Annotated in this window: 22 protein-coding genes; 7 read left to right on the top strand and 15 right to left on the bottom strand. The window is 69.4% G+C overall.

Features of this window, described 5'->3' with window-relative positions; all coding sequences use genetic code 11:
- Window positions 1-410: 410 nt before the first annotated feature.
- On the bottom strand, window positions 411-1223 hold the full coding sequence (locus AC5RV3_RS09150) for a GIY-YIG nuclease family protein (RefSeq protein ID WP_494121852.1): 813 nt from the start codon (window positions 1221-1223) through the stop codon (window positions 411-413).
- A 216-nt stretch (window positions 1224-1439) separates the two neighbouring features.
- Entirely contained in the window at window positions 1440-2549 is a 1110-nt protein-coding gene (ychF, locus tag AC5RV3_RS09155) for a redox-regulated ATPase YchF (protein WP_494121853.1), read from the bottom strand.
- A 78-nt stretch (window positions 2550-2627) separates the two neighbouring features.
- On the opposite strand from ychF, the gene AC5RV3_RS09160 reads away from it, so the two are divergent.
- The gene (locus AC5RV3_RS09160; RefSeq protein ID WP_494121854.1) at window positions 2628-3839 is read left to right on the top strand and encodes a DNA recombination protein RmuC; all 1212 of its coding nucleotides are present in this window, start codon (window positions 2628-2630) and stop codon (window positions 3837-3839) included.
- 70 nt (window positions 3840-3909) lie between these two features.
- Here the strand turns inward: AC5RV3_RS09160 and AC5RV3_RS09165 are convergent, their stop codons facing one another.
- Both AC5RV3_RS09165 and AC5RV3_RS09170 read right to left on the bottom strand, forming a co-directional pair.
- Window positions 3910-4995, bottom strand: a complete 1086-nt coding sequence (locus tag AC5RV3_RS09165; protein ID WP_494121855.1) for a 4-hydroxy-3-methylbut-2-enyl diphosphate reductase — start codon at window positions 4993-4995, stop codon at window positions 3910-3912.
- Between the two features lie 9 nt (window positions 4996-5004).
- Complete coding sequence (locus tag AC5RV3_RS09170) at window positions 5005-5847, bottom strand: hypothetical protein (RefSeq protein ID WP_494121856.1); 843 nt, start codon at window positions 5845-5847, stop codon at window positions 5005-5007.
- 162 nt (window positions 5848-6009) lie between these two features.
- Between AC5RV3_RS09170 and xseA the strand changes: the two genes are divergently transcribed.
- Together xseA and AC5RV3_RS09180 are read left to right on the top strand one after the other, a co-directional pair.
- The gene (gene xseA / locus AC5RV3_RS09175) at window positions 6010-7266 is read left to right on the top strand and encodes an exodeoxyribonuclease VII large subunit (RefSeq protein WP_494121857.1); all 1257 of its coding nucleotides are present in this window, start codon (window positions 6010-6012) and stop codon (window positions 7264-7266) included.
- A 59-nt stretch (window positions 7267-7325) separates the two neighbouring features.
- Window positions 7326-7607: an exodeoxyribonuclease VII small subunit gene (locus AC5RV3_RS09180; protein ID WP_494012635.1), complete on the top strand. Its 282-nt coding sequence runs from the start codon at window positions 7326-7328 to the stop codon at window positions 7605-7607.
- Window positions 7608-7664: 57 nt separating this feature from the next.
- Here AC5RV3_RS09180 and AC5RV3_RS09185 read toward each other — a convergent pair whose 3' ends face one another.
- The 8 genes from AC5RV3_RS09185 to AC5RV3_RS09220 all read right to left on the bottom strand — a co-directional run bounded on the left by AC5RV3_RS09185 (window position 7665) and on the right by AC5RV3_RS09220 (window position 15363).
- Window positions 7665-8480, bottom strand: a complete 816-nt coding sequence (locus tag AC5RV3_RS09185) for a PPK2 family polyphosphate kinase (protein ID WP_494121934.1) — start codon at window positions 8478-8480, stop codon at window positions 7665-7667.
- 165 nt (window positions 8481-8645) lie between these two features.
- Window positions 8646-9860, bottom strand: coding sequence for a pyridoxal phosphate-dependent aminotransferase (locus tag AC5RV3_RS09190; RefSeq protein WP_493988998.1), 1215 nt, complete (start codon window positions 9858-9860; stop codon window positions 8646-8648).
- 69 nt (window positions 9861-9929) lie between these two features.
- Entirely contained in the window at window positions 9930-10913 is a 984-nt protein-coding gene (locus AC5RV3_RS09195) for an ABC transporter substrate-binding protein (protein ID WP_494121858.1), read from the bottom strand.
- 10 nt (window positions 10914-10923) lie between these two features.
- A complete protein-coding gene (locus tag AC5RV3_RS09200) occupies window positions 10924-11643 on the bottom strand; it encodes an ABC transporter permease (protein WP_494121859.1) in 720 nt (239 codons plus the stop codon).
- On the bottom strand, window positions 11640-12407 hold the full coding sequence (locus AC5RV3_RS09205) for an ABC transporter permease (RefSeq protein ID WP_494049594.1): 768 nt from the start codon (window positions 12405-12407) through the stop codon (window positions 11640-11642). Before AC5RV3_RS09205 ends, AC5RV3_RS09200 begins: the two co-directional genes overlap by 4 nt.
- Window positions 12407-13468, bottom strand: coding sequence for an ABC transporter ATP-binding protein (locus tag AC5RV3_RS09210; RefSeq protein WP_494121935.1), 1062 nt, complete (start codon window positions 13466-13468; stop codon window positions 12407-12409). The genes AC5RV3_RS09205 and AC5RV3_RS09210 overlap by 1 nt, the downstream gene beginning before the upstream one ends.
- A 169-nt stretch (window positions 13469-13637) precedes the next feature.
- On the bottom strand, window positions 13638-14723 hold the full coding sequence (gene rsgA, locus AC5RV3_RS09215) for a ribosome small subunit-dependent GTPase A (RefSeq protein WP_494121860.1): 1086 nt from the start codon (window positions 14721-14723) through the stop codon (window positions 13638-13640).
- Between the two features lie 184 nt (window positions 14724-14907).
- Complete coding sequence (locus AC5RV3_RS09220; RefSeq protein ID WP_494121861.1) at window positions 14908-15363, bottom strand: NUDIX hydrolase; 456 nt, start codon at window positions 15361-15363, stop codon at window positions 14908-14910.
- Window positions 15364-15582: 219 nt separating this feature from the next.
- Between AC5RV3_RS09220 and AC5RV3_RS09225 the strand changes: the two genes are divergently transcribed.
- The 4 genes from AC5RV3_RS09225 to AC5RV3_RS09240 all read left to right on the top strand — a co-directional run bounded on the left by AC5RV3_RS09225 (window position 15583) and on the right by AC5RV3_RS09240 (window position 20012).
- Window positions 15583-17325: a tetratricopeptide repeat protein gene (locus AC5RV3_RS09225; RefSeq protein WP_494121862.1), complete on the top strand. Its 1743-nt coding sequence runs from the start codon at window positions 15583-15585 to the stop codon at window positions 17323-17325.
- Window positions 17326-17428: 103 nt separating this feature from the next.
- Window positions 17429-17782, top strand: coding sequence for a hypothetical protein (locus AC5RV3_RS09230; protein ID WP_494121863.1), 354 nt, complete (start codon window positions 17429-17431; stop codon window positions 17780-17782).
- 92 nt (window positions 17783-17874) lie between these two features.
- Window positions 17875-19347: a sensor histidine kinase gene (locus tag AC5RV3_RS09235; RefSeq protein ID WP_494121864.1), complete on the top strand. Its 1473-nt coding sequence runs from the start codon at window positions 17875-17877 to the stop codon at window positions 19345-19347.
- Window positions 19344-20012, top strand: a complete 669-nt coding sequence (locus AC5RV3_RS09240; protein WP_494121865.1) for a response regulator transcription factor — start codon at window positions 19344-19346, stop codon at window positions 20010-20012. Before AC5RV3_RS09235 ends, AC5RV3_RS09240 begins: the two co-directional genes overlap by 4 nt.
- Before the next feature lie 13 nt (window positions 20013-20025).
- Here the strand turns inward: AC5RV3_RS09240 and AC5RV3_RS09245 are convergent, their stop codons facing one another.
- The 3 genes from AC5RV3_RS09245 to AC5RV3_RS09255 all read right to left on the bottom strand — a co-directional run bounded on the left by AC5RV3_RS09245 (window position 20026) and on the right by AC5RV3_RS09255 (window position 23033).
- Window positions 20026-21237, bottom strand: a complete 1212-nt coding sequence (locus AC5RV3_RS09245) for a phosphotransferase (RefSeq protein ID WP_494121866.1) — start codon at window positions 21235-21237, stop codon at window positions 20026-20028.
- A gap of 119 nt (window positions 21238-21356) precedes the next feature.
- Entirely contained in the window at window positions 21357-22316 is a 960-nt protein-coding gene (locus AC5RV3_RS09250; protein ID WP_494121867.1) for a hypothetical protein, read from the bottom strand.
- Between the two features lie 81 nt (window positions 22317-22397).
- Window positions 22398-23033 (bottom strand): GNAT family N-acetyltransferase, encoded by a 636-nt coding sequence (locus AC5RV3_RS09255; RefSeq protein WP_494121868.1) that lies wholly within the window; start codon window positions 23031-23033, stop codon window positions 22398-22400.
- Window positions 23034-23057: the final 24 nt, after the last annotated feature.

Raw genomic sequence — 23057 nt, forward strand, 5'->3', positions numbered from 1 at the left:
TTCTACGTTCAAATTCGTGCATCTGGGTCCGTGAAAAGTCTTCCCGGATCCGCGGGCGCTGCCCAGAGTCGTCGCTCACCATGGCCCGAGCTTCCAGAGCCGGCCGCTGGGCCGGCAGGGAGCGTTCGGAGATCAAGGTAGACGATCTCGTTCGTCTGGGCGAGACGGGCCTCGATCCCGTCGAGAGCGCCATAGTTCACTCGCTACTCACCTCTAAGGAGAGACAGCGGCCACTTGGTCGCTGTCTGTCCTGATCTTACTGCTTACACGATTCGACTCCGCTTAGGAGGGTTGGCCCAAGGATCCACCGTGTCTCGTCGACAACGAGTGATCCGTGCGACCTTGTCGAGAGTCGGAGACCGGGCTACTGGGTGAGCCCCTAAGTCAACAGCGACAGCTGTGCGCGTATGTCAGTTGCCGTTCAGGCCGTGCCGTCGCGTATCGAGAGCGAGCTTGAAGTGGCTCTCCGCCGCGTCTATCTCTCGAGTAGGCGTGGCGGGGTCGAACACCCGCAGCAGTGAGAACCGGAAGCTGGTCGCGTCGACATCGCGCAACTCAACGTTGCCGCCGTGGCCATTGGTCGCGTACGCGTTCCAGCGCTGGCGGATGCTCTCGACCCCGTCGGCCTTGCCGACGTACTGGCGCCCGTCGCGGGTGTCGGTGATGAGGTATACACCCGCCACCGACGCGAGCGCGGTGCGCCACGAGGCGTAGCGGTGTTCGCGCATCACCGCCTGGAGCTGCGCTTGGTCCAGTACAAGCTTGTCGAAGCCGGGGAACGGAATCGGTTCCGCGTCGGCGATCTCCCTGACCGGGTAGCCCGCCGCCGTCGTTCCGTTGATCCGCCAGGTGCGCGGCGACCGCCACCCAATCACGAGCCGGTTCCGAAGGTCTGCCAATTGCTCGGACACAGCGAGGTCGAACGTGCACAGCCCTCCTTCGTTTGAAGTCTCGCCGCGGTTCTCCACTACGGACCAGAGTCTCGCCCGGTCGCCGCCCTCCCTGACGAAGACGACCCAGATGCGGGGCGGGGTGACGGGGAAGATTCGAGGCTTCGCGGACTGCTCGCCGGTGTACTTCAGGATCTCCTCGTCGGTGGAGTCGGCGTGGAGGCCCGGCAGGCCCGTGTCCTCGTGCTCACGCACGTAGGCATGACGGATCACCAAGACCTCTCCGGGGTTGACGCCGGCGCTGTGCAGGACCGGGCCGAGGGTCAGCGTCATCGGCGGATCGCCTTTCCTTCGTGTTGCGCAGTACGCATCGTCGGTACCATCACCGCTCGTGGTGTGGCGAGGCAAGCTCGTGGGTCAGAGGATGCCTGGCATGTTCAGCGTGTCTTCTTAGCGTCCTAGGCAGCTGGGCTGTTTGACGTCTTCTGCATGCATTGGATCGTCGCGCTGAGACGACCCTCTCCGGTGCCCTATCAGATGCGGGGAGTACTACTTCTTGCCTTGGTTTGCAGAGGTTATTCCATGACGGAACTCCACCACGTCGCCGTCGACCATCACGTAGTCCTTGCCTTCGATCCGCACCTTGCCGCGGGCCTTGGCTTCGGCCATGGACCCGGCCTCTACCAGGTCGGCGAAGGAAACGACCTCGGCCTTGATGAAGCCGCGCTGGAAGTCCGAGTGGATCACGCCGGCAGCCTGCGGAGCAGTGTCGCCGCGGTTGATGGTCCAGGCGCGTGCTTCCTTCGGCCCGGCCGTCAGATAGGTCTGCAGGCCCAGCGTGTGGAAGCCCACCCGAGCCAACTGGTCCAGCCCGGACTCGTCCTGGCCGTTCATCTCAAGCATCTCGCGGGCCTCTTCCTCGTCCAGCTCCACGAGGTCCGCCTCCAGCTTGGCATCCAGGAACACGCAGTCGGCGGGGGCCACCAGCCCGCGCAGCTCGGCCTGCCGCTCGGGACTGCCCAGCACGGCGTCGTCCACGTTGAAAACATAGATGAACGGTTTGGCGGTGAGCAGGCTCAGTTCCCGGAGGTTCTCCATGTCCAGCTTGTCGCTCTCGACGGAGGAAAAGACGGTGTCGCCGCGCTCCAGGACTTTCTGCGCTGCCTGCAGGGCAGCCAGCTCTGCGGCGTCGCGCTTCTTGATCTTGACTTCCTTCTCCACCCGCGGGAGGGCCTTCTCCAAGGTCTGGAGGTCGGCCAGGATCAGCTCGGTGTTGATGGTTTCCATGTCCGAGCGCGGGTCGACCTTGCCGTCCACGTGGACCACGTCGGGGTCGTCGAAAACACGGATGACCTGGGCGATCGCCTGCGCTTCGCGGATGTTCGCCAGGAACTGGTTGCCCAGCCCCTCACCTTCGGAAGCGCCCTTGACGATGCCGGCGATGTCCACGAAGGACACGGTGGCGGGCAGGATCCGCTGCGACCCGAAGATCGCCGCCAGCTTCTCCAGCCGCGGGTCCGGCAGCGAGACCACGCCGACGTTCGGCTCGATGGTGGCGAACGGGTAGTTTGCCGCGAGCACGCTGTTGCGGGTCAGTGCGTTGAAGAGGGTTGATTTGCCGACGTTGGGCAGTCCGACGATGCCAATAGTTAGAGCCACGGTAGTCAAGGATACCGTGGCCCGGACACATCGGTCCGCGTGCCGTATTTTGTCCGAGGGGGCTGGCATGGTGAAGGTATGGATGCATCGCATGTACTTCTCGCCCTTCTGGCCCTGTTCGTGGGCGCCGCCGCCGGCGCCGCTGCCGTGGCCGTCCTTTTCCGTCGCCGGCTGGCGGATCTGCAGGACGCTGCGAAGGACGACGGCGACCGGCTGGCAGAGCTCTCGGCCCGCCTCGCCGGGGTGGAGGCGGAGCGCCGGATGCTCGCCGAGCAGAACGCGCAGCTCTACGCCCAGGACGAGCAAGAGAACACCGTGCTGCGCGCCCTGATACCGGTCGGTGAGAAGCTCAAGCTAGTCCAGCAGCAGGTCAGCCTGCTGGAACGGGACCGGGTGGAGCAGTTCGGCCAGTTGGCCGAGCAGTTGCGTGCAGCCCAGCGCAGCGACGAGGCGCTGATGCGTTCCACGCAGACGCTCGCCTCCGCGCTGCAGTCCAATTCCGCCCGCGGGCAGTGGGGCGAGGTGCAGTTGCGCCGGGTGGTGGAGGCTGCCGGCATGCTCGCCCGTGTGGACTTTGACGAGCAGGTGCACCTGGCCGGGGCAGACCGGACCGGCCGCCCGGACATGATCATCCGGCTGCCGGGTGGAAAGTCCATCGTCGCGGATGCCAAGGTCCCGCTGCGCGCCTACCTGCAGGCCCAGGAAATCCCGGCGGCCGCATCGGCTGCGGAACAGCAGCAACGGGTGGATCTGCTGAACGCCCATGCCAAGGCGGTGCGCGCGCACGTGGATGCCCTGGCGGCGCGGAAGTATTGGGAGAGCCTGCAGGCTTCCCCGGAGTTGGTGCTTTGTTTCCTGCCCTCGGAGGCGGTGTTGTCCGCCGCCCTGCATGCCGATCCCGGCCTGCTCGACCATGCCTTTGCCCGCAGCGTTGCGCTGGTCTCCCCCGTCTCGCTGCTGGCCACGCTGAAGTCGGTGGCCTTCACCTGGCGGCAGGAAGTGCTCAAGGACAACGCACGCGAGATTTTCGACCTGTCGCGGCAGCTCTACGAGCGGCTTGGAACGCTGGGCGATCATGTCACCCGGCTGGGCTCGTCGCTCAAGAGCTCGGTCGAGCGGTACAACTCGTTTGTGGGGACGCTGGAATCAAGGGTGTTGCCGACCGCTCGGAAGATCTACGCCTTCGACGGCACGTCCTTGGAGGAGCCCGCCGCCCCGGCGGCCTTGGAGAACACGCCCCGGCTGCTCTCGGCCCCCGAACTGATCGAAGGCCGGGACCCGGCCGCTTAACGGCGCCAGCGGTGCCGCCTTGCAGAGTGGCACCGCCGTTTGGGGCCACCCTGCACAGCGGATGCCAGGGCTAGCGGGCCGGGCGGGTGACCCGGCCGCCGAGGCCGCGCGACTCGTCGCCGCGTTCCTTGAGCGTGGCGCGCAGTTCCTTCGGCAGCGAGAAAAGGATGTCCTCCTCGGCGGTGACCACTTCCTCCACGTCGCCGTAGCCGTAGTCGCCCAACAGGCGCAGCACCTCGCGCACCAGGACCTCCGGCACGGAGGCTCCGGAGGTCACGCCGACGGTGGCGACGCCCTCGAACCAGGACTCGTCAACCTCGTTGGCAAAGTCCACGCGGTAGGCAGCCTTGGCGCCGTACTCGAGGGCGACCTCTACCAACCGGACGGAGTTGGATGAGTTTTCGGAGCCAACCACAATGACCAAGTCCGCCAAGGGCGCTATCTTCTTGATCGCAGCCTGGCGGTTAGAGGTGGCATAGCAGATGTCGTCGCTCGGCGGATCCTGCAGAGCCGGGAAGCGGTCGCGCAGGATGGACACGATTTCCATCGTCTCGTCGACCGAGAGCGTCGTCTGCGACAACCAGATCAACCTCTCCGGATCCCGCACTTCCACTGTCCGCGCCTCGTCCGGGTTGTTGACGATCGTGGTGTGGTCCGGCGCTTCCCCGTAGGTCCCTTCGACTTCTTCGTGTCCCTCGTGACCGATCAGGAGAATCTCGTTGCCGTCGCGGGCGAACCGGACAGCTTCGCGGTGCACCTTGGTCACCAACGGGCAGGTCGCGTCGATCGTCCGCAGCTGGCGGTCCTCGGCGGACTGCACCACAGCGGGCGAAACCCCGTGCGCGGAGAAAACGACCAGGGCGCCTTCGGGCACTTCGTCCGTCTCTTCGACGAAGATGGCGCCCTTTTCCTCCAGGGTGGAGACCACATGCACATTGTGGACGATCTGCTTGCGCACATAGACGGGCGGGCCATAGTGCTCCAGCGCCTTTTCCACCGCGATCACGGCGCGGTCGACGCCGGCGCAGTATCCACGCGGGGCCGCCAGCAGCACCTTCTTGTCACCGTCCACAGGTGCGGCAGCCCAGACGTCGTCCGGGGTGCGGCGCTTGCGGGGAATGGTAGGCATGGAAAGGGAAACAGCAGTACTGGCCATGCCTCTATGCTAGCCCGTGGGCCCGGTCCGCCGGGCCCCGCCCGGCACCGCCCGCAGAGTGAGACCGGCCACCGCGACCACCAGTCCGGCGCCGGCAAAGACGGCGGCCCAGGGGCGGAAGTCGGCGACGGCCAGTTCAACCAGCCTCCCCAGGAACACCTGGGCCAACGCACTTTCGCCCGCCGCATTCACTGCCAGCGGCGGTGCAAGCCCGGCGGCCAGCCAGAGGACCGCTCCCAGTAATCCCGCGCCAACACCGGCCCAGGCCAGCGCCGTGGCGGGACGCCGGGCGGCCAGCAGCATCAGCACCAGTGCCGCAGCAGCTGCCGCCGCCGCCACCCACCACTGCGACGGCAGGTCCCGCACCGAGGCCAGAGCCTCACCCGCCTCGGCAGAGCCCAGCGGCAACAACACCTGCTCCGGGCTCCGGATACTGGTGCCCAGCGCGTCCGCTACCCGCGAAACTGCCAGCGCCACAACGGGAGCGATATCCAGCGTGACCGCTGCCTCTCCCCCGGCTGTCCCGGAGAACGTATGTGCGTGCGACAGGGCCAGGGTCTCGTTCAGAGCCCGCGGAAATCCGGCCAGTTCGGTAATCGCTCCAGCGGTTCGCCCCACGATGGGCCGCACGAGTTCCTGCAGACCGGCGGGCAACTCGGGACTGCCTGCAACTTCTTCCGTTATGGTGGCGGCCAGCGCCGAGCGGAACCCGGCGTCGTCGCCGAGCGGGGCGGCCAGCCACACGAAACCTTCACGGTCGAGCACCCGTTGGTTGGCCCAGGCTCCGCACAGCGCGGCGCCGGCGAGGAGCACGGCCAGCAGCCCACTGACAAAAGCCAACAACGCCCGCACGGTCGCCTCCGTTTCTTCGCTGCCGTCTGGCGGTCCGGCGGCGCCCAAGGAGCGCCGCCCACCCCTACCCAGTACAACAGAGAATCGGATTGACGGGGATAACTGGTAAGAATGAAGAGTCTCCGGCAGCCGTCGGAATCACACCTCCGGAAGGGGCAATTCATGGAGTCAAGCGGGGTCCAAGGCGCCGGCACCGGACAATCGACCCTGCCCCCGACCGCCAACCAGACGACGGCCGACAACCCGTGGCCGCTGCGGCTGCTGTCGCAAAAGCTCAAGATGCACATCGACCGCGTGCCGCCCACCTGGGTCGAAGGCCAGGTGATCGAGCTGAACCGCCGGAACGCCACCACCTACCTGACGCTGCGGGACACCGACGCCGAGGCCTCCTTCAGCCTGGTGGTTTGGGGCAGCGTGATGGCGCGCCTGGAGATGCCGCTGGAGCCCGGTTCCCGGGTGGTGGCACAGATCAAGCCGGACCTGTACGTCAAGACCGGGCGGCTGACCATGCAGACCCGGGACATCCGGCCGGTGGGGCTCGGCGACTTGCTGGTGAGGCTGGAGCGGCTGCGCCGGGCGCTGGCCGCCGAAGGCCTCTTCGATCCGTCCCGCAAGCAGCGGCTGCCCTTGCTCCCGCACCGCATCGGCCTCATCACGGGACGGGATTCCGACGCCATGAAGGACGTCATCCGGAATGCCTCGCTGCGCTGGCCCGCCGTCGAGTTCGAGGTCCGGGAAGTTGCCGTCCAGGGCGTGAATGCCGTGGCTCAGGTGATGCAGGCACTCGCCGAGCTCGACGCGCGCAACGATGTGGACGTCATCGTCATCGCCCGCGGCGGAGGTTCGCTGGAGGACCTGCTGCCCTTCAGCAACGAGGATTTGGTCCGGGCGGTGGCCGCCGCCGCCACGCCGGTCGTGAGCGCCATCGGACACGAAGCGGACCGGCCCCTCCTCGACGACGTCGCGGACCTGCGTGCCTCCACGCCGACCGACGCCGCCAAGCGCATCGTCCCGGACGTCAGCGAGGAACTGCATCGGATCGGGCAGGCCCGCGCCCTGCTTGCCCGCCGGGTGGAGCAGTTGGTCCACCGCGAAACCGAGCGCCTGGCCGCGCTGCGCAGCCGCCCGGTCATGGCGAATCCCGCGGGCATGGTGGACGTCCGGGCGGAAGATCTGCACCGGCTCATCTCGAGGGCACACCAGGCCGTCTCGGCGGCCGTTCACCGTGACACCGACCGGGTCGCCCACCTGAAGGCACAGGTGCGCGCGCTTTCTCCCCAGAACACCCTGGACCGCGGCTATGCCGTGGCCCAGCTGCCCGACGGCCGGGTGCTGCGTGACGCGGCGGACGCACCGGCCGGAACACGGCTGCGGCTCCGGGTTGCCGTCGGCGAAGTCGCCGCCGAAGCCCTTCCCTGACGCCGTTCCCGGAAACCCCAGACACCAAAACCCAGCAAGGCACCGAAAGCGAGACCCCCATGACAGAGCAGCCCGCACCGCCCGACGTCGCGTCCCTCTCCTATGAGCAGGCGCGCGAGGAATTGGTGGCCGTTGTCAGCCAGTTGGAAGCCGGCGGCGCCAGCCTCGAACAGTCCCTGGCGCTGTGGGAGCGCGGCGAGGCGCTGGCGGCCCGCTGCGAGGCCTGGCTGGAAGGCGCACGGCAGCGACTCGATGCCGCACGCGAGGCGGCGGGCACCGAGCCGTCGCCGGCCAGCCCGGGCAGCCCCGGAACCGCCGCGTCACCAGTCTCACCCCTCTAGTCCGCCCCGGCCGCCGGGTTCCCGGCAGGCCGCGCCCGGCGGGGTGGCGGGCTCGCGTTACGAGGCAGCCAGGCGGGCCTTTTCCGCGGCGACGTCGAAGTCCGCCGGCGGCCACTGCGGGTCGATGTCTTCCAGTGCATGCAGCAGAAGCTCCTGCACCGCGATCCGTGCGTACCATTTGTGGTCGGCCGGCACCACAAACCACGGCGCGTCGATGGTGCTGGTTCGTTCCAGCATGACCTGGTAGGCCTGCTGGTATTCGTCCCAGCGCCGCCGCGCGTCCACGTCGCCGGGATCGTACTTCCAGTGCTTGTCGGCCCGGTCGAGCCGCGCACGCAACCGCTTGCCCTGTTCGCGCTTGCCCAGGTGCAGCATGACCTTGACCATCCGGATGCCCCGGCGGGCCACCATCGCCTCGAAGTCATTGATCTGCCCGTAGCGGGTTTCCACCTCCGCGAGGGGCGAGAGCCCGTGCACGCGGTGGATGAGCACATCTTCGTAGTGCGACCGGTCAAACACCCCGATCATGCCGGGGCCGGGCAAGGCCCGTTCCACCCGCCAGAGGAAATCGTGCTCCAACTCCTCCGGCGTCGGCGCCTTGAAGGCCCGGTGGGAAATGCCCTGCGGGTCGGCGGCTCCGACCACGTGCCGGACGATCCCGCCCTTGCCGGAGGTGTCCATCCCCTGCAGCACCAGCAGGACCGCGTCCTGTGCCCCGGCGCGGCTCTGCGCGAAGAGGCGTTCCTGCAGTTCGGACAGCCGGCGGTCGGAGGCCCTGAGCAGGAGTTTCCCCTGGGTCCTGTCGCCGAGGAATCCGGGCGTGGAGCCGGTATCGACGCCGGCCAGGCCGAATCCCGGGCCGACCCGCAGCATCTCCGACGGCGTCCGCGTGAACTCGGGCAATCCGGTCTGTTCCACCTGGTCCTCCTGTTCGGGCCGGCCGGCTAGGCCGGCGGTGCGGCCGGCGGTGCGGGTGGCGACAGCCTACCGAGCCGCCGGCGGCGCGGCTACGCAGGCGCGGCTACGCAGGCGCGGCCGTTACTGCCGGTATCCGGCCAGGAACTCCTCGATCCGCCCCACGGCTTCGGTCAGCACGTCGACGTTGGGCAGCGTGACCAGCCGGAAATGGTCCGGCTGCGTCCAGTTGAATGCCCGGCCGTGGGAAATCAAGATCTTCTGCTGCTTGAGCAGGTCCAACGCAAACTGCTCGTCGTCCTTGATCCCGTAGACCTCCGGGTCGAGCTTGGGGAACAAGTAGAGCGCGCCCTTGGCCTGCTGCGTGCTGACGCCGGGGATCGCGTTCAACAGCTCATAGGCTTTGTTACGCTGCTCGAGCAGCCTGCCGCCGGGCAGGATGAGGTCGTTGATGCTCTGGTGGCCGCCCAAGGCGGTCTGGATGGCATGCTGGGCGGGCACATTCGCGCACAACCGCATGTTGGTGAGCAGGTTGATGCCTTCGATGTAGTCCGCGGCCAGATGCTTCGGCCCCGAAATGGCCATCCAGCCGCTGCGGAAACCGCACACGCGGTAGGCCTTGGACAGCCCGCTGAACGTCATGACCAGCACGTCGTCGGCCAGCAGCGCCGTGTTCACATGCTCCGCATCCTCGTACAGGATCTTCTCGTAGATCTCGTCCGAGAACACCACCAGGTCGTGCCGGCGCGCCAACTCCAGCATGCCCTCGAGGATGTGCCGCGGATAGACGGCGCCGGTGGGGTTGTTCGGGTTGATGATCACGATCCCCTTGGTGTTGGGCGTGATCTTCCGTTCGATGTCTTCCAGGTCGGGCAGCCAGCCCTCTTCCTCGACGCAGAGGTAGTGCACCGGGTGGCCGCCGGCCAGCGACACCGACGCGGTCCACAGCGGGTAGTCGGGCGCCGGGATGAGCACTTCGTCGCCGTTGTTCAGCAGCGCCTGCAGGCTCATGGTGATCAGTTCGCTGACCCCGTTGCCCAGGTACACGTCATCCACGCCGATCTCTTGGATGCCGCGGGTCTGGTAGTACTGCGACACGGCGGTCCTGGCGGAGAAAATGCCGCGCGAATCGCTGTAGCCCTGCGCCGTGGGCAGGTTGCGGATCATGTCCACCAGGATGGCGTCCGGGGCTTCGAATCCGAACGGCGCCGGGTTGCCGATGTTCAACTTGAGGATGCGCTGGCCCTCGGCCTCCATCCGCTGGGCATGCTCGAGGAGCGGGCCGCGGATGTCGTAGAGGACGTTGTGGAGCTTGTTGGACTGCTTGAACTGGGCCATCCAAAGATCTTCGCACACAGCACGCGCCGCCCCGGTGACCGAGGCGGCGCGTGAACGGGAGCCGAGGACCTAGCCGGCGAGGCCCTTTTCCGCCAGCCAGTCCGCGGCGGCGTCGGTCGGGTTGCGCTTCTCGTCCCCGCTGACCTGGCGGTTGAGGTCGATCAGGTCCTCGGTGGTCAACGCTGCCGAAACCTCGTTGAGCACCTGGGCAGCCTGCTCGTCCACGGCCTCGCTGCGGATCAGCGGCAGCACCTGCTGGGCAATGAAGTTGTTCTTCGGGTCTTCCAGCACCACCAGGTCGTTGTCCTCGATGGACGGGGTGGTGGTGTAGATGTCGGCCACCTGGATCTTGTCGGTGATCAAGGCGTTGAGCGTGGTCGGTCCGCCGTAGTCGTTGATCGGTTCGAAGGACTTGGGCACGCAGCCGTAGTTGGCTTCCAGCCCCGGCAGCCCGTACTCGCGCTCGGCGAATTCCGGGTTGGCTCCGAGCACCAGTTCACCGCACACCGGGCCCATGTCCTCGATCGACGTCAGCTGGTATTCCTCCGCCGTCGCCTTGGTCACGACCATCGCGTCCTTGCTCTCCGCCGACGCGGGCTCCAACACACCGAGCCCCTCGGGCAGGGCGTCCGTCAGGGCTGTCATGACGTCCTCGGCGGAGGCCGCCGTCGCCTCGGTGTCCAGGAACAGCAGGAGGTTGCCGCTGTAGTCCGGGATGATGTCCACGGACCCTTCCTCCACGGCGCTGACGTAGACCTCGCGCGAGCCGATGCCCGGTTGCGTGGTGACGTCGTAGCCGGCGGCGGTCAGTGCGCCCGCATAGATCTCGGCAATGATCTGGCTCTCCGTGCCGCCGCTGGCCCCGACCACCAGGGATCCGCCGGCGCTGCCTTCGGGGGCCGACGTCGCATCCTGCAGGGGGTCGGATCCCCCGCCGCAGGCAGCCAGCACCAGGGCCACGGCGGCCGCCCCGGCGGCGAGCACGCTGCGCCGTGCGGCCGGATTCTTGTAGCTCCCATGGTGGCGCGCGTTGTTCCCGGGGTGGTTCTTCATGCTCATCTCCTCATGTGCCGGCACTGGCTGCTCCAACCTTACTTGTTCTGCCTTTCGGCCCGCCGCCGGCGCTACGCACGCCGGGCGATACGGCGACTTTCTGCACCGCGGCCAGCAAGGCGTCCACGACCAGTGCCAGCGCCGCGATCAGCAGCGCGCCGGCAAACAGCCGCACCGAGTCGCGGACCGCCAGCCCGTCGATCAGGAACCGGCCCAGACCGCCCAGATTGATGTAGGCCACGACGGCCACCGTGGCGATGACCTGCAGCACGGCGGCACGCACCCCGCCCAGCAGCACCGGCAGCGCGTTGGGCAATTCGGCGCGGAACAGGACCTGCCACTCGGTCATGCCCATCGCCCGCGCGGCGTCCACCAGCTGGCGGTCGACGGCGGCAATTCCTGAATACGTGCCGGCCAGCAGCGGCGGGATGGCCAGGATCACCAGGGCGTAGATCGGCGGCATCAGGCCCAGTCCCATCAGGATGACGAACAGGGTCAACAGGCCCAGCGTGGGCATGGCCCGCAGTCCGCTGGCAATGCCCACGACGGCGATGCGTCCCCTTCCGGTGTGGCCGACGAACAGCCCCAGCGGCACGGCGATGGCCGCGGCGATCACCAGCGTCAGGGCGCTGTAGTACAGGTGCTCCGCCAGCCTGGCCGGCACGCCCGCCGGTCCGGCCCAGTTGGCCGGATCCGCCAGCCACGCCGCGGTCTCTTCGAACAGGTTCATCCGCGCACCGTCGCTTCAGCGGCGTCCGGCCGTTCCCCTCCGGCGGCGAAGGAGCCCGTCCCGGCACCACCGGCCTCCGGCAACGTGCCGGTTATGCCGCCTGTCCGCGGCCCGGTTCCGTCAGCAGCGGCACCCGGACGCCGCCACGGCGTGAGCACCCGCTCAAGCGCCAGCAGGAGCACGTCCATCAGCGCCGCCAGCACCAGGGTCATCAGGATTCCGACCACGATTTCGGTCATGAAATAGCGCAGCAGTCCGTCGGTGAACAGGAAACCGAGGTTCCGGACGCCGATCAGAGCCCCGACGCTGGCCACCGAGATGTTGCTCACGGACACCACCCGCAGTCCCGCCACCAGCACCGGGATGCACAGGGGAAGGTCCACTCTGAAGAACCGGCGCACCGGCAGGTAGCCCATTGCCACCGCTGCCTGCCGGACGCCGTCGTCCACGGAGTTGAGCGCGTCCACCACCGCGCGGACCAGCAGCGCGACCGAATACACGGTTAGCGCCACGATCAGGTTGGACATTTCCAGGATGCCGGTGCCCAGGACCACCGGCAGGATCACGAACAGGGCCAGCGACGGGATGGTGTACAGCACCGAGGAGAGGGACAGAATCAGGCCGCGCACCGCACGGATCCGCCAGGCCAGGTAGCCCAGCGGCAGCGACACCACGAGCCCGAGCACCAGCGGAAGCGCGGACTGGAACAGGTGGAGGGCGCTCAGCTCCATCACATACGGCAGGTTCGCCAGGAACCAGTCCATCAACTGCCGCCCGTCCGGAGTTTCTGCAGCACCGCCGCGGGATCGACCAAACCGGCCACCCGCCCGTCGGCGTCGACGGCGACGCCGGCACCGGACGGCGACGACAACGCCGCATCCAGCGCCTGGCGCAGGCTGGACCCCAGGGTGAACAGCGAGCCGCCGATCCGGGCCCGGGCCGGGTCGCGTTCCCCGGGAGGCAGCCATCCCGCCGGCGCACCGTCGTCGTCGGTCAACAACAGCCAGCCCTCCCCGGGCGCCTCGCCCACACCGTCCGCGGTCGCAGTGCGGGCAGGCAGCAGCGGCAGCCCGAGCGCGCTGTTAAAGGACAGCGAGCGGAAACCGCGGTCCCGCCCGACGAAACCAGCGACAAAATCGTCCACCGGCGCCCGCAGGACCTCCTCGGGCGGGGCGAACTGGGCCAGCCTGCCCCCGGTGGCGAAGACGGCCAGTTTGTCGCCGAGGAGGGCCGCTTCGTCGATATCGTGGGTGACGAAGACGATGGTTTTGGCCAGCTGCTGTTGCAGCCGCAGCAGTTCCTGTTGCAGCTCGGCGCGGACCACCGGATCCACCGCGCTGAACGGCTCGTCCATGAGCAGGATCGGCGGATCCGCCGCGAGCGCCCGCGCCACTCCGACGCGCTGCTGCTGGCCGCCGGAGAGCTGGGCCGGATACCTCCTGCCCAGCTCCCGGGACAGTCCGACGACGTCGAGCAGCTCGTCGGCCCGCTGGCGGGCCGCGGCCCGGCGGACTCCGTTCAGCCGAGGCACGGTGGCGATGTTGTCCAGCACCGTGCGGTGCGGCAGCAGCCCGGCAGACTGCATGACGTAGCCCATGGACCGGCGCAGGGCCGCTGCGGGCCGGCCGGAGACGTCGTGGCCGTCCACGAGGACGGACCCGGAGGTTGGCTCCGCCATCCGGTTGATCATCCGCAGCGAGGTGGTCTTGCCGCAGCCCGAGGGGCCCACGAAGACCGTGATCGCGCCGCGGTCGATGTCCAGCGTCAGGTCTTGAACCGCGGGTTGTCCAGCGTAGGTCTTCGTGACTGCGCGGAACTGCACCATGGGGCCGTCTCCGGCCTCGGCGACGGCGGCCGGCAGGTCCGCCGGCCGGGCGGCCGGCCGCGTGGGCTCGGGCATGCTGAACCTTCCGTGGGGGGGGTCCTGGCGGCCGGCTGGGCCGCAGGAGTGCTGGCACCGAGTCTAGTCAACCGCGCGGCCCGCAAGCACACGATCAGCGCCTGCCGCGATGGTCCTTGGCCTGTGCTGCGGCCTTGGCCATCCTGGCGAACTGCCGGCCGGCCCGGCGCTGTTCCGCCACGTTCTGCCTCAGGTGCAGGCGGGCCAGTTCGCGTTCCATCTTCCGGTAGCTGTCCCAGCTCCGCTGCTCCAGACTGCCGGCGTCGAGGGCCTGGCGCACCGCGCAGCCGGGTTCGGCGCCATGCGCGCAGTCGTTGAACCGGCAGCCGGAGGCCAGGTCCTCGATGTCGGCGAACATGGTCGCCAGCCCCTCCTCCGCATCCCACAGCGCGAAGCCGCGGATGCCCGGGGTGTCCATCAGGACCGCGCCGTTGGGCAGGGGAATGAGCTCACGCGCCGTGGTGGTGTGACGGCCCTTCCCGTCGCCGGCACGGACGGCTCCGGTGTCCTGCACCGCGCGGCCTGCGAGCGCGTTGATCAGGCTGGATTTCCCCGAGCCCGAGGGCCCGAGCAGCACCATCGTGCGGCCCGGACCCAGGTATCCGGCCAAGGCATCGAGTCCGTCGCCCGTTTCCGCACTGGTCGCCAAGACGTCGGCGCCGGCGGCCTGGTCGACGATCTGGGCGGCGACCTCGTCATGGTGGCCGCTCAGGTCCGCCTTGGTCAGGATGACCACCGGCAGCGCGCCGGAATCCCACGCGGCCACCAGGGTGCGCTCCAGCCGGTTGGCCGACAGCGGGCGGTCGAAGGGCACCACGATGCCGACCATGTCCATGTTGGCGGCCAGGATCTGCTCGGCCGCAAGCGGATCGTAGGCCTGTTTGCGGGACAGGGCGGAAAACCGCGGAAGCAGCCCGGCGATGGCCGGGCCGCCTGCGGAAGCCGGGCGGGCGGCCTCGTACACCACCCAATCACCGGTGGCCGGCTGCGGGCTGAGCCCTGCGGTGGGCAGGTGCAGCAGGCCGCCGTCGGCCGCCAGCAAAACGCGGCCCCGGTCGGTGCGCACCACCCGGGCGGGGCGGAGCGCCGGATCGGGAAAATGGAGGTTGAACTGCGCGGCGGTGTGTTGGGTATAGCCGTAGCTGCGCAGCAGGGAATGCAGGTGATGGGTGTCGGTCACGACGGTTACCTTTTGGAAATGAGGCCTCCGCGCCGGACGTCCTGGCCGCTAGCCGCGGCTTGGGCGGGGTACGGAGGCGTGGCTGGTGATGGCAGCAGGATCTGCGGCATGGACGGTCATCACACCCACCTCCTCTAGGTTGTCCGGCGGGCTGGTCAGCCCGGCAACTGGATCAGCTTAGCGCTCACCGGCCGTTTGCGGAATGGTCCGCCGGCACGCCGTCCGGGAAGTAGAGCCGCAGCCCCAGATCCACCAGGTCGACCCGGTCCAGCGTCGGAACCTGATGGAGCGGGATCCAGCGGGCCAGGTCCGTGGATCCGTCGGCCTCGTCGGTCAGTTCGCCGCCGACCACACTGGCCGCGTAGATGACGCGGAAGGCGTGCAGCGGCCGGTGCCCGTGCAGGCGCTTCGCGGCCGGAATGTGCTTGCTGTCCACGCCCAGCAACTGCTCGAGCCTGGCGGCATAGCCGGTTTCTTCCCGGATCTCGCGGACCGCGGCGGTTGCCGCATCTTCGCCGTATTCCAGGCCGCCGCCGGGCAGGGTCCACCGGGGCCAGCCTGCGCCGGTCCAGCGGACCAGCAGCACCGCGCCGTCGGCCACCATCACGCCGTAGGCGGCCACGCGCGTGTCGAATTCCATGCCCCCTAGTCTAGGGCGGCGGGCGGGTCGGCTACCGGCGCTGATGCCGCTGTGCGACGCGGCCGCGCATCCGTGCGCAGTCCGTCACGGGCGCGCAGCACCGCGTCTTGACGGGGAGCGCCGGGGCATTGCGCCGACCCCTGTTGGCGGCTAGAACTAAGACCATGGGCAACGCGCCAGCAGGGTTCCACGGCACAGCGCTGCGGAAGCGGGGCCACCGTGCCTGAGTCCGCCGCAACGGTGCCGCGCGGCCTGATCGCCGACCGCCTGCGCGCCGTGCTGGAGAGCGCCGGACCCGATCCGGCACGGTTCCCGGCGGCTGCCAGGGATTGCCTGGACCGCGCTTATGAAGCAGCCTATGCCGAGAACCATGCGGGCGCCCGGGCCCTGGCGCAGGCCGGCCTCGCCCGGTCCTCGGATGCCGATCTTGACGTCCGGCTGGGCTTGTACTCGGTGCTGATTGCGCTCGCCCAGCTGGCCGGCGAAGAGAAACAGGCCCGGGAGTATCTCCAGGCCCGGATCGCCTTGCTCCGCAGCCACGGGCTGGCGGCCGAGGCCGCGGCAGGTGAACGGCTGGGGACGGCCCTGTTCCGCGAAGCCGGCGACGACGATCTCCCGCTCCTGGAAGCCGAACTCGCCCGCCTGCTGGAGGCCCATGCCCCGGGGTCGGTGACGGCCGACGTTCAGCTGGCGATCGCCGTCGTCCGTTCCCAGCGCGGGGAAGCGAAGCAGGCGATCGCGCTGCTGGAAGACGCGGTTGCCGGTTACGAGCACTCCGGCCGGACCGACAGCTTGTCCGGCGCGCTGATGTACCTGGCCAACACCTATCTGCAGGCCGACCAGCCGGAACGGGCCACCGCAGTTGCCGACCGGATGCTGGCCTTGCCCGGCAACCGCGCCACCACCGCCAGCATGTGGCTGTTGAAGGCCAATGCCGCCGGCGGCGACGGCGCGGCCGGGCTGGAGGAAGCGCTGACGGCGCTGGAACTGTACGCGGCTGCCGGGGTCCGCAAGGGTGCCATCAGCGCCGCCGTCGTGTTGGCGCGGCTGTGCGCCGGCATCGGCGACTACGAAGACTCGGTACTGGCCTGGCAGGCGGCGGTCGCCCAAGCCGAACGCGGTGAGGTCCAGGAAGAGCTCACGCTGCGTTTGGCGCTGGGAAACCAGCTGCTGGAGGCGGAAGAGTACGAACTGGCCGGCGAGGTGCTGTCCAAGCTGCTGCAGCGGCTGGAACACACCAAGGCGCCCCATGCGCAGGTGGCGCGGGCGTTGATGAGTCTGGGCCACGCGCACCGGCACGCCGGCCGGACGGCCGAGGCGCTGGACTGTTGGCGCCGGGCGGTGGCCGAATTCAGCCACGGCGGCGAGTTCGGCGAGGCCGCCCGCGGCCTGCTGGCAACCGGCACGCTGCTCTCCCGCGAGGACCGCGACAAGGACGCCCTGATCTGCTTCGAGGCGGCGGTGGCCGCCGCCCGCAAGGCCGAGGACGACGACGCCGCGCTGCCGCAGGCCCTGCACGCACTCGGACATGCCCTGTGTGAGGCCGGCGACCCGGACGGGCTCACGGTCTTGGACGAGGCCATCCGGCTGGCGCACCTCTACGGGGCACGGTGGTACGAGGCGGATTACAGCGACACCCGGGCGAGGGGGCTGTGGGCGCTGGAGGACGGCACCGGCGCGGTCTCGGCGGCGCTGCAGGCGGCCGACCTCTACTCGGCCGCCGACGATGCAGCCTCGGCCGGCAACGCCGAACTTTTCGCGGCCCATGTGCTGGCGGAGATGGGGCGCGCCGATGACGCCGTGCCGATGTTCAAGCTGGTGCTGCAGGAGCCCGACGTCAGCCGCACGCTCCGCGTCGCGGCCCAGCTGGGTCTGGCCTCCGCACTGGACGCCCTGGGCCGGACGGTCGAGGCGGACATCGCCCGCCGGGCCGCGGACGCCGCGGCCGACAGCCCCGACTGACCCCTGCCGACGCTTCCCGGCGGGATGCCCTGGCCACGCCGGCCGTTGCGCTGCCGGGCCGGGTTCTCATCTTGGTCTCATCTGCGCCGTGGATACTGGTGTCATGCCTCGTACAGCCATCCGCACCGTCCTGGTGGCGCTGGCCGTGCTGCTCGGACTGGGCGCCGGAGGCGCGGCACTGGCCGCCACCCTGCGCGAGCCCGGGCCCACCGACTTGGGCCCGTCCATCAGCGTCACGCAGTCCGGGTCGCCGGCCCCGGCGGGGAGTCCGGCGCCGGAAGCCAGCGCGCCGCCGTCGCCCTCGCCCACGCCGACCGCTTCCCCGTCTCCGTCCGCTCCGCCCCGCCCGCCGGAAGGCAACGGCCCGGTTCCGGTCCAGCCGGCGCCGCCACAGGACTACGACGACGAGGACGGGGACGGGGACGACTGGGATGACGACGGCGGGGACGATGACTGATTCCGGACTGCCCGGTCCGGCAGAAAAATCCAGGCCAACAGCCACGTCCCGCCACCACCGCCACGCCGCCCGGCGCCGCCGCGGCATGCGGTGTGGCAGCGGCGCCCTCTCCGGCGGCCGTGCATAGGCCGCCGGGCGGACTGTCCGTCCGCGTCCGGGTACTGGCCGCGGTGCTCGCCCTTTCGGCCCTGGGCCTGGTGGTGGCCGGATCGGTGGCGTTCGCATTGCAGCGGTCCCATATCATCCAGCGGGTGGACGACTCGCTGCAGCGCAGCGTCAGCGAGTTCAAGACCCTGGCAGCCACGGGCATTGACCCGGACACGGGCGAGCCCTTCACACAGGCGAGCCGGTTGGTTTTCCTGGCGATGGAGCGGACGCTTCCCTCCGCCAACGAAGGCATGCTCGGCCTCGTGGACGGCAGGGTGACGTACACGGCGAGCCCGTCCGTACAGCTAAGGCTCGAGCAGGATGCCGAACTCGTGGCCCTGCTGGGCCCGGACGCGACCGCGTCCGACCGGGTGGTGCTCACCACGATGCAGACGTCGACCACCACGTACCGGGTAGTCACCGTGCCGGTGCAGCTCTCCTCCGACCCGGCCCACAGCACGTTCGTGCTGGCCTATGATTACGACGCCGAACTGCAGCAGCTGGACAACATCTTCCTGACCTACGCACTGATCGGGTTCGGTTCGCTGGTACTGATCGGCGTCGTCGGCTGGCAGGTCGCCGGCCGGCTGCTGGCGCCGATCCGGCTGGTGCGCGAAACGGCACAACGGATCACCGACGCGGACCTGACCCAGCGCATTCCGGTGAGCGGCAACGACGACATCTCCGAGCTCTCCCGCACGTTCAACGACATGCTGGACCGCCTGGAGGCGTCCATGACGGCGCAGCGGCAGCTGCTGGACGACGTCGGACACGAACTGCGCACCCCCATCACCATCCTGCAGGGCCACTTGGAGCTGCAGGACTCGCTCGACCCGGCAGACGTGGAATCAGTGCGCGGCATCGCCCTGGACGAACTGGACCGGATGCGGCTGCTCGTTGACGACCTGGTCTTGCTGGCCAAAGCTGAACGTCCGGGCTTCGTAAGCCCGTCCGACGTCGAAGTGGGGCAACTGACCGACGACGTGCTGGACAAGGCCCGGCCGCTGGGCAACAAGCGCTGGGCCGTCGACGCGCGGGCCGAAACCCGCTGGCCGCTCGACGGGCGGCGGATCACCCAGGCCTGGCTGCAGTTGGCGGCCAACGCCGTGAAATTTTCCGAGCCCGGTTCCACGGTGGCGATCGGTTCGGCCGTGCGCGGCAATGAGCTGCGGCTGTGGGTCAGGGACGAAGGAACCGGCATCCTTCCGGAAGACCAGGGCAGGATTTTCGACCGCTTCGCACGCGGCAGCAACGGCACACGGGCGGAAGGCTCGGGACTGGGGTTGACCATCGTCAGCGCCATTGCCGCGGCGCACGGCGGCACCGTGGAACTGGCCTCGGCGCCGGGCGCCGGTTCGACTTTCACCGTCGTGCTCACCGGCCCGGAGGCGGCCGCAGACAAGGAGGAGACAGCGTGAGCCAGATTCTGATCATTGAGGACGAGGACAGAATCAGCTCCTTCGTGGCGAAGGGCCTGAAGGCGGCCGGCTATGTGCCCACGGTCGCCGGCACCGGGCGGGAGGGCTACCAGCTGGCCATGACCGGGGACTTCGAGCTGGTCATCCTCGACCTCGGGCTGCCAGACCAGGACGGTTTCACCGTGCTGCGCCGCCTGCGCGAGGGCAGGAACGACACCCCGGTGATCATCCTCACGGCCCGCAGCTCGGTGGACGACACCGTCGCAGGGCTGGAGAACGGCGCGGACGACTACATGTCCAAGCCGTTCCGGTTCGAGGAGCTGCTGGCCCGGGTGCGGCTGCGCCTGCGCTCCGAGGCGCAGCCCGTCGACCTGGCCATCCTGAGCAGCGGCACGCTGAGCCTGGACCTGCGGACCCGGCGGGCCACCGTGGGCGGCCGCGAGGTGGATCTCTCCGCCCGGGAGTTCGCCCTCGCCGAGGCCTTCCTGCGGAACCCGGGCCAGGTGCTCAGCCGCGAGCAGCTGCTCTCGCGGGTCTGGGGATACGACTTCGACCCCGGCTCCAACGTGGTGGACGTGTACGTCCGCTATCTGCGCAACAAGTTGGGGGCGGAGAAGTTCGCCACCGTCCGCGGCATGGGCTACCGGCTCGTCACCGACGCCTGAGGCGGGCGACGAATCAGGCCGCGCCGGTGGCCAGGTCCTCGGCGATGGCAAGCCGCTGCCGGGCGTCCTGCTGCCAGCCGTCCCCCTCCCCGGGGGTCTTGGCTCCGGCAACCAGCGACAGCGCCACGCCGGCGGCCCGGCCGCGCAGGGCCGCCGGGTCCACCACGGTGTCGAAGGCGGCGGTAAAACGCTCCAGCGCCGCCGGGACATGCACGTACCCCGGGTGTACGGCAGGCAGCACGGCCAGGTGCCCGAGGAAACAGGCCAGGTCATCCACCAGATGGCCCGGTCCCAGCGAGTCCACGTCCATGAGGCCGGTGATCTTCCCGCCGTCCACCAGCAGGTTCGCCTCGTAAAAGTCGCCGTGGGTCGGAACCACCGGACCGGCGTCGGTGGCCGCCAGCAGCCGTTCCACCCGATCTGCCAGGCCAAATACCCGGTCCTGCTCGTCGGGGAGCACGGCCGCCGCCGCCTTGGCGTAGTCGGCGGCTCGGTCCGCCCAGGCCGGGCGCCGCGAGAGCTCCAGCACTCCGGCCGGGAGCGCATCCAGCAGTGCCAGGAGGGTTTCCGGCGCCAGGCCGGCGGCGCCGTCGTCCATCAGGGCCTGGGCCAGCGGCGTACCCTTCGCCTCCGTTAGCACCACCACGCCGTCGGCCGGGCCCGGGGAGGCTACGGGGGCCGGCAGGCCGGCGTCGGTCAGGAGACGGTGCCGGCGGATCAGCTGTGCGGCCCGGTCCGGACGGACCACCTTCAGGAAGACCCTGTGTCCGCCCTGCACGGCTTCCAGCACAGCCCGCCGCAGCGGCCTGTAGCTGACCATTTTCAGCTCCGCTTCTCCCCCGCCGAAGACGCTGCGTCCCACCGCGGCGGGGTCGCACGCCGCAGGCAGTCCGGCCAGCACCGGGTCGGCCGGGTACAGCCAGGCGGTCAGCGGGACGGGTCCGCCGTCCAGGCGTACCAGCGGAAGCCCGCATTCGGGCACCGGCGCGGTGGTGATGCAGACGTACTCAGTCCGCTCGCCGCCGTCGTGCGCTCGGAGCCGCACGGTGTAGATCCCGGTCGCGCCGGCCCCGGGCCGGTGCTGCAGCTTCGCCAGGTGCCAGGACTGGACCGTGCCGCCGAGGGTGCCGACGGCCAGTTCCAGCGGCTCGAGCATGCCGGGACTTTCCAAGAGGTCGATGCCGGCGGTCTCGGTGGCCATCAGGTCCGGGTTCGGTGAATCCATGCCTCCATTGCACACCATTGCGGCCCGGAACGCCCGGAACGCGCGGTACCGCGATGCGGACATGACTGCGGCCCGTCCGGTATGGACGGGCCGCAGTCAACCTGCCGGGGTGCCCCGGGTCAGGCGCGCCGGCGCTGCAGGACGTCGTCCAGGTTGAGGCGGTTCGCGGCCGACTGCTGGCCGGAGGCCTCGGCGGCTGAGGCGCCGTCCTCCGACTGCTGTCCGGCGGCCGCCTGCTCGGATGTCCGGGCGGCCTCGTCGGTCCGCTGCGCGGCGGTCTGCTTGATCGACGTCTTGGTCTGCGGCTTCTTGACCTCGGGAGCCGGCAGCGGCGCCGGAGCGGGGCGCGTGGCCTTGGCCGCGCCCACGTACGTCGGCTTGGGCACGTCGACCGGCTGCCAGGGAGTGCCGGACGGTTGCCCCGGTGCGGCGGTGTCGCCGGCGTCTGCGGCAACCTTCAAGGCTTCCTCGCGCAGTTCGGCGGCTGTCAACCGGGCCGGGCCGTCCTGGGCGGGCTGCGGCGCCGCCTCAGTGTCCCCCGCTGCCCCGTCAAACAATTCGGTGGGCTTCGCGGGAGTCTTCACGGCTCCCGCCGGCTCCGCTGCCGATGCCGCGCGGGCGGCCTGCCGGGCGCGTGCGGCGGCGCGGTTCCTGCGATCGCGGACTGCCAGGGAGCGCAGGATGACGACGACGGCGACGGCCGCCAGCAGCGCGAAGCCCGGGACGCGGCCCGAGACTACGCCAGCCAGCGCGAGGGCTCCGCCGACGACGAAAACCAACAGTGCCGAGGCCCCGGCAAGTGCCAGCGCGGTCCGGCCGTAGCGGATGCGGAACTCGGGCTGCCGGTCGGGCCGGGGCACGGGCGACGAGGTCGAGGGTGCCGGCTGGGCGTTGTATTCCATGATGATCCCCTGGTTGCCGCCGGAGGCGGTTGCGGGTACTGAAACTAGTGGTGCTGCGTGTCCCGGCGCCGATTCAACCATCGCGGGACGGAATGCTCCGCGGAGCACATACGGTCCTACCCAGACAAACCACAGCCCGACGATGACCGCCAAGATCACAGAGCTCTGAATGTCCACTCTCAAAACCGTAGAAGCTCAAGCATGCCGTACGCGGCATTCATCACGGTGTGTCGGATAACGATTCCGCGCGGCGCTGCATTATGGTGTCGGTCCGACGTCGCCGTGCTCCAGCCAGCGGTCCAGCAGGCCGCCGGGAACCTCCTCGGCAGTGAGCGCGAAACTGCGGTGGTCCGCCCAGGCCCCGTTAATGTGCAGGTACCGCGGGCGCAGCCCTTCGTCGCGAAAGCCTAGCTTCTCCACGACGCGCAGGCTGGGGCGGTTCTCCGGCCTGATGTTGATTTCCATCCGGTGCAGCCCGAGCGTTTGGAAGCAATGGTCGGTCGCCATGGCCACCGCCGTGGGCGCTATCCCGCGGCCGGCACACGCCTCATCCACCCAGTACCCCAAGGTGGCCGACATCGCAGAACCCCAGGCGATGTTGGAGACGGTCAGCTGCCCGACCATCGCCGGCTTGGGCCTTCCTGCCCGCAGTTCGGTGATGATCCAGGGCAGGGCCGTGGCCAGCCGCGCCTGGTGCTTGAGCGAGCGGACCATCTCGGAGAACGACGGCAGATACCCGCCCGGAGCCGGGTTCGTGGCTTCCCACGGTTCCAGCCAGCGGGCATTGCGGCGCCGCACGGCGGTCCACTCGCCCCGGTCCCGGTACCGGATCGGGCGCAGCGATAAGTCACCGCATGCAAGCGTCGCTGGCCAGATAGCCGGTCCGTACCCCATGTGAAGTTCTTCGCGGTCGCGACG

The sequence above is a fragment of the Arthrobacter sp. Y3221114 genome (assembly GCF_059092625.1).

Excerpts from the sequence above, each read along its gene's own strand:
- AC5RV3_RS09185 (WP_494121934.1), bottom strand. The coding sequence starts at position 8,480 with ATGCTGCGGGTCGGCCCGGGATTCGGCCTGGCCGGCGTCGATACCGGC.
- AC5RV3_RS09205 (WP_494049594.1), bottom strand. The coding sequence starts at position 12,407 with ATGGACTGGTTCCTGGCGAACCTGCCGTATGTGATGGAGCTGAGCGCC.
- AC5RV3_RS09180 (WP_494012635.1), top strand. The coding sequence starts at position 7,326 with ATGACAGAGCAGCCCGCACCGCCCGACGTCGCGTCCCTCTCCTATGAG.
- AC5RV3_RS09200 (WP_494121859.1), bottom strand. The coding sequence starts at position 11,643 with ATGAACCTGTTCGAAGAGACCGCGGCGTGGCTGGCGGATCCGGCCAAC.
- AC5RV3_RS09220 (WP_494121861.1), bottom strand. The coding sequence starts at position 15,363 with ATGGAATTCGACACGCGCGTGGCCGCCTACGGCGTGATGGTGGCCGAC.
- AC5RV3_RS09245 (WP_494121866.1), bottom strand. The coding sequence starts at position 21,237 with ATGGATTCACCGAACCCGGACCTGATGGCCACCGAGACCGCCGGCATC.
- AC5RV3_RS09230 (WP_494121863.1), top strand. The coding sequence starts at position 17,429 with ATGCCTCGTACAGCCATCCGCACCGTCCTGGTGGCGCTGGCCGTGCTG.
- xseA (WP_494121857.1), top strand. The coding sequence starts at position 6,010 with ATGGAGTCAAGCGGGGTCCAAGGCGCCGGCACCGGACAATCGACCCTG.
- AC5RV3_RS09160 (WP_494121854.1), top strand. The coding sequence starts at position 2,628 with ATGGATGCATCGCATGTACTTCTCGCCCTTCTGGCCCTGTTCGTGGGC.
- AC5RV3_RS09165 (WP_494121855.1), bottom strand. The coding sequence starts at position 4,995 with ATGGCCAGTACTGCTGTTTCCCTTTCCATGCCTACCATTCCCCGCAAG.
- AC5RV3_RS09210 (WP_494121935.1), bottom strand. The coding sequence starts at position 13,468 with ATGGTGCAGTTCCGCGCAGTCACGAAGACCTACGCTGGACAACCCGCG.
- AC5RV3_RS09150 (WP_494121852.1), bottom strand. The coding sequence starts at position 1,223 with ATGACGCTGACCCTCGGCCCGGTCCTGCACAGCGCCGGCGTCAACCCC.
- AC5RV3_RS09255 (WP_494121868.1), bottom strand. The coding sequence starts at position 23,033 with ATGGGGTACGGACCGGCTATCTGGCCAGCGACGCTTGCATGCGGTGAC.
- AC5RV3_RS09195 (WP_494121858.1), bottom strand. The coding sequence starts at position 10,913 with ATGAAGAACCACCCCGGGAACAACGCGCGCCACCATGGGAGCTACAAG.
- AC5RV3_RS09190 (WP_493988998.1), bottom strand. The coding sequence starts at position 9,860 with ATGGCCCAGTTCAAGCAGTCCAACAAGCTCCACAACGTCCTCTACGAC.